Source organism: Mycobacterium sp. (genome assembly GCF_040509115.1).
GTDB lineage: Bacteria > Actinomycetota > Actinomycetes > Mycobacteriales > Mycobacteriaceae > Mycobacterium.
Genome location: NZ_JBEVLO010000173.1, coordinates 1 through 4790, shown reverse-complemented (window position 1 = coordinate 4790; position 4790 = coordinate 1). Strand labels below are relative to the sequence as shown.

Genomic DNA, 4790 nt, shown 5'->3' with positions numbered 1-4790 from the left:
AGGGCGCGGAAGTACTTGAAGCCTTCGTGCGACAGGTCGTCAGAACACAGCGGCGCGACCACTTCGCGGGCGAGCGGACCCCACACCCCGACGCAGCAGGTGGCACCGGTGATGTCGCGGACGGTGACACTGCCGTCCTCGGGGAGGTGGCGGGTCAACCAATCGAAGTCCATCGGACCGTTGGCGCCGACCTGAAAGCGGTCGGCGGCGAGGCGGGCCACGGTGAGATCGCTTCGGACGCCGCCGGTCTCGTCGAGCAGCAGGGTGTAGGTGACCGAGCCGACGCTCTTGTCGACGTTGTTCGTCGTGAGGCGTTGCAGCAGGTCCACCGCTCCGCGTCCCGTCACCTCGTAGCGGGTGAGCGGCGTCATGTCGTACATGGCGACCCGCTCCCGAGTCCAGTGCGCCTCGGCGATCGAGATCGGCGACCAGAACTTCGCCGACCATTCGTCGCGTTCGGGGAACGCCAGGCCCTCGTTGCGGAGTCGTTGTGCGAGTTCGGCGTTCGCCTCGTACCAGGCCGGCCGCTCCCAGCCGCCGCCCTCGAAGAAGAAGGCGCCGAGCTCCTTCTGCGTCGGGTAGAACGGGCTGGTGCGCAGGCCGCGGAGGGCCTCCCGGTACTGGTGCGGGTGGATGATGTCGTACACCTCGACGAAGGCCTGTGAGCTGGTCGTCAGGATGAAGTCGTCGGTGCGGGCGACGTCCTCGAAGCGGTAGAGGTCGCATTCGTGGACGTCGGTGGACGGCGTGCCGTCGATGATCCACTCTGCGGTGGCCTTGGCGACACCCGCCGAGTGCGTGACCCAAACCGCCTCTGCGACCCAGAAGCCGCTCAGCTCGCGGTGCTCGCCCATGATCGAGAAGCCGTCGGGGGTGAACGAGAAGATCCCGTTGAAGCCCTGCTCGATCTTCGATTCACCAAGCACGGGAAGCAGTTTCAGCGATTCCTGCCAGGCAGGCGCGAAGTCGTCGTCGGTGAACGGGAGCATCGACGGCATCTGCTCGCCCGCGGTGTCGGCGGCGAGCGTCGACATGTTCACGGGCATCGGGTCGTGCCCGTAGTAGCCGATGCCGATGCGGTCGACGTGCTCACGGAAGTAGAGGTCCTGATCCTGGTGGCGCAGGATCGGCAGTCCCGCCTCGGCCAGCTCGGTGTTGCGTCCTACCAGCGGTTCGATCCGCCCGGTCGTCGCGTACTGGTGGGCCATGGGCACCAGGGGCACCACCAGGCCGACCTCTTTGGCGAGCTGCGCACCCCAGAACCCTGCGCAGCACACCACGACGTCGGCGGCGATGACACCGTCGGCGGTCTGGACCCCGGTGACCTTCTTGCCGTCGTCGACGATGCCGAGCACTTCGGTGTTCGGCACGAACCGCGCGCCACGCGCGGTGGCCGCCTGCGCCTGCGCCTCCACGGCGCGCACCGCCTTCACCAATCCGTCGGTGGGCGTGTGGAATCCGCCGAGGATGCGATCGGCGTCCAGCAACGGGTGCAACTCGGCGCACTGGCCTGCCGTCAGCAGCTCACCCTGGATGCCCCACGACTGCGCCCAGCCCGCCTTGCGGTGCAGATCGGCCCAGCGTTCGGGGGTCGAGGCCACCTCGAGACCGCCGAGCGGATTGAAGGCCCACCCGCTGCTCGGGTCGAGGGCCCCGAACTTCTGCACCGTGTACTTGGCGAACTCGGTCATGGTCTTCGACGGGTTGGTCTGAAACACCAGGCCAGGGGCATGTGACGTCGACCCGCCGGTGGCGAACAACGGTCCACGATCGAGCACGGTGACGTCCGTCCAACCGCGGGCGGTGAGTTCGTCGGCCAGCGAGCTTCCGACGATGCCCGCACCGATGACGACGACCTTGGGGGCTGCCAAGATTTCCTCCGACTGTTGCATGGTGCGCAACGAGCAGTGCAATACGCAACACATGATTCTCTCGCGCGCCCGCCACGTCAACAGGAGGACGTCGCGGAATGCCGCGTCAGCGGGCTTGTCGGAGCTTTCCCCGGGTGCTGTCCTGATTGCGCTCGAACACCAACCGCAAACCCTCCAGCGTCAGGTGCGGATCGTGGTGGTCCACGGTGCGCAGGTCGGGCAGCAGCAGCGGGGCGGCATGCCCGGTCGCCACCACGGCCACGTCACTACCGCCGAAGCCGTCGACGTCCTCGCGGATCCGATTGACCAGTCCGTCCACCAGTCCGGCGAAACCGAAGACCGCGCCCGCCTGCATGCACTCGACGGTGTTCTTGCCGACCACGGAACGGGGACGGGTCAACTCCACCCGGCGCAGGGCGGCCGAACGGGCCGCCGCGGCATCGGAGGACACTTGAATGCCTGGCGCGATTGCGCCTCCGAGGAATTCACCCTTCGCCGACACGACGTCGACGCAGATGGACGAACCGAAGTCGACGACGATCGCCGCTCTGGCGTACTTCTGATACGCCGCAAGGCAGTTCACGATGCGGTCGGCGCCGACTTCCTTGGGATTGTCGACGAGTAGCGGAATCCCGGTCCGCACACCGGGTTCGATGAGCACGTGCGGAACAGAGGACCAGTACTGCTCGAGCATGACCCGAATCTCGTGCAACACGGACGGCACCGTCGACAGACCCGTCGCGCCGGTGAGCCGCTCGGCGTCGTCGCCGATGAGGCCGTCGAGGGTCAGCGCCAGCTCATCGGCGGTGACCTCGGCCTCGGTGCGAATCCGCCAGTTATGCACCACCTTGGCATGATCGCCTGCGCCGGAGATCAATCCGACCACGGTGTGGGTGTTGCGGACGTCGATCGCGAGCAGCACGGCGTCAGTTCCTCCAAGGCAATTCGTGGCTCTCGTCTGACCCGACGCGAGAATGCCCGTCGATGCCTGCGGCGGCGCCGACGTCGATGGCGATGTTGTCCAGCAGGCGGGTTCCTCCGAGCCTGGCCGCGACCAGCAGGCGCGCGGCACCCTCGGTCGGGGCTGGCCCGAGCCAGGTGTCCCTGACCTCCAGGTAGTCGACGTCGATCGCTGGCACCTCGTCGAGTACGGCGCGGGCGGCGTCCAACGCCTCGCTGCCACCCCGTGACGCGGCGTACATGCCCGCCAGCAGGGCCGCCGAGAGCGCGCCGGCGTGCTCGCGCTCGACGTCGTCGAGATACCGGTTGCGCGACGACATCGCCAGCCCATCCGGTTCCCGCACGATCGGCACGCCGACGATCTGCACGCCGGTGTCGAAGTCGTCCGCCATCTGGCGCACCAGGACCAGCTGCTGGTAGTCCTTCTCGCCGAAGAAGGCCCGGTCCGGCCTGACGATCTGCAGCAGCTTGAGGACCACTGTCAGGACGCCTGCGAAATGCCCTGGTCGGGAAGCACCTTCGAGCTCGGCGCCCAGCGGCCCCGGCAGCACGGTCGTGCGCTGCCCGCTGGGATACATGCCCGTTGCGGTGGGGGCGAACACGATCTCGACGCCTTCGGCCCGTAGCACCGCGAGGTCGTCGTCGAACGTGCGCGGGTAGGCGTCGAGATCTTCACCCGCGCCGAACTGAAGCGGGTTGACGAAGATCGACACCACGACGACCGCACCGGGCACGCGCTTGGCGGCGTGCACCAATGCCAGATGGCCGTCGTGCAATGCGCCCATCGTCGGCACCAGCACGACGCGCCGCCCTGTGGTCCGCAGCGCGCGGGACACGTCTGAGACGTCCCGCGGACTGCGGTAGACGTTGAGTTCACCGGCGTCGAACTTGGGCGGTTTGCGAACGGTCACGACTGTGCCCCATCGTTCGGTGCGAGCACGGCGAAGACCTCGTCGGGAGCATGCGCGCGTTGCGCAGTCCGCAGCGAATTGGCCCGATATGCTTGCGCGAGTTCAGGATCGACGTCCTCGAGGGCGCGAAGGTGGGTGACGACGGCCGCGGCGTCACCACGGGCGACCGGACCGGTGAGTGCGGACTGCCCGCGTTGCAGCGCGTTCTCCAGAGACGCACGGGCGAGTGGGGCGATGACCCGTTCGGCGATGCCACCCGGCGAATCCCCGACGACTTCCTGGCCGAGCAGCTCCTCGCCACGCAGCGCGGCGCGCAGGGCCTCGACCGCGTCGAGCAGGACGGTGATCACGTGGTTGCCCGCGTGGGCGAGCGCCGCGTGGTAGAGCGGTCGAGCGTCCTCCCGCACGCCGAACGGCTCGCCGCCGATCTCAAGGACCAGGGACTGGGCGACGGCGTACCCGACCTCGTCGGCGGCGGTGATGCCGAAGCACGCACCCGCCAGTCGCGCGATGTCCTCGTCGGCACCGGTGAACGTCATGGCGGGGTGGATCGCCAGCGGAATGCAGCCGAGGGCGGTCAACGGGGCGAGGATGCCGATGCCGTTGGCCCCCGAGGTGTGCACCACTATCGTGCCCGGCTTGACCGCACCGGTGGCCGCCAGCCCGGAGACGAGACCCGCGAGTTCGGCATCGGGAACCGCCAGCAACAGCAGCTCGGCCAGGGCGGCAACGTCGGGCACGGGAAGGATCTGGGTGTCGGGCAGTCGGCGCTCGGCCCTCTGCAGCGACGCACGGGAGATGGCGCTACACGCCACGACGACGTGCTCGACGCGCTCGAGCGCGACGCCAAGGGCGGTGCCCACTCGGCCCGCGGAGATGACGCCCACCGTCAGCCGGGCCGGACGCAATCCGTCGGGGGGACCCCAGGCTTGCCCATGGGGCTGCACCATCGCAGACGACCTCGCATGTTCGTGATCTGAGTCGTTCCAGTCCCGAAATCGCGGGTACCGGTCGGTCGGCTCGAGACTAACTCACTCCTCGCGGCGGC

The 4790-nt window shown here is 68.4% G+C and carries 4 protein-coding genes; all 4 read right to left on the bottom strand.

Features of this window, described 5'->3' with window-relative positions; translation table 11 throughout:
* On the bottom strand, nt 1-1871 hold a 1871-nt coding region (locus ABW137_RS12610; protein ID WP_526400352.1), incomplete at its 3' end, for an FAD-dependent oxidoreductase.
* 106 nt (nt 1872-1977) lie between these two features.
* Entirely contained in the window at nt 1978-2793 is an 816-nt protein-coding gene (locus ABW137_RS12605) for a type III pantothenate kinase (RefSeq protein ID WP_526400350.1), read from the bottom strand.
* A gap of 4 nt (nt 2794-2797) precedes the next feature.
* A complete protein-coding gene (panC, locus tag ABW137_RS12600; RefSeq protein ID WP_526400348.1) occupies nt 2798-3742 on the bottom strand; it encodes a pantoate--beta-alanine ligase in 945 nt (314 codons plus the stop codon).
* Entirely contained in the window at nt 3739-4692 is a 954-nt protein-coding gene (locus ABW137_RS12595) for a Rossmann-like and DUF2520 domain-containing protein (protein ID WP_526400346.1), read from the bottom strand. The genes panC and ABW137_RS12595 overlap by 4 nt, the downstream gene beginning before the upstream one ends.
* Between the last annotated feature and the right edge of the window lie 98 nt (nt 4693-4790).

Bases quoted from the DNA above. Each gene is read 5' to 3' on its own strand.
- ABW137_RS12595 (WP_526400346.1), bottom strand. From the start codon at position 4,692: ATGGTGCAGCCCCATGGGCAAGCCTGGGGTCCCCCCGACGGATTGCGT.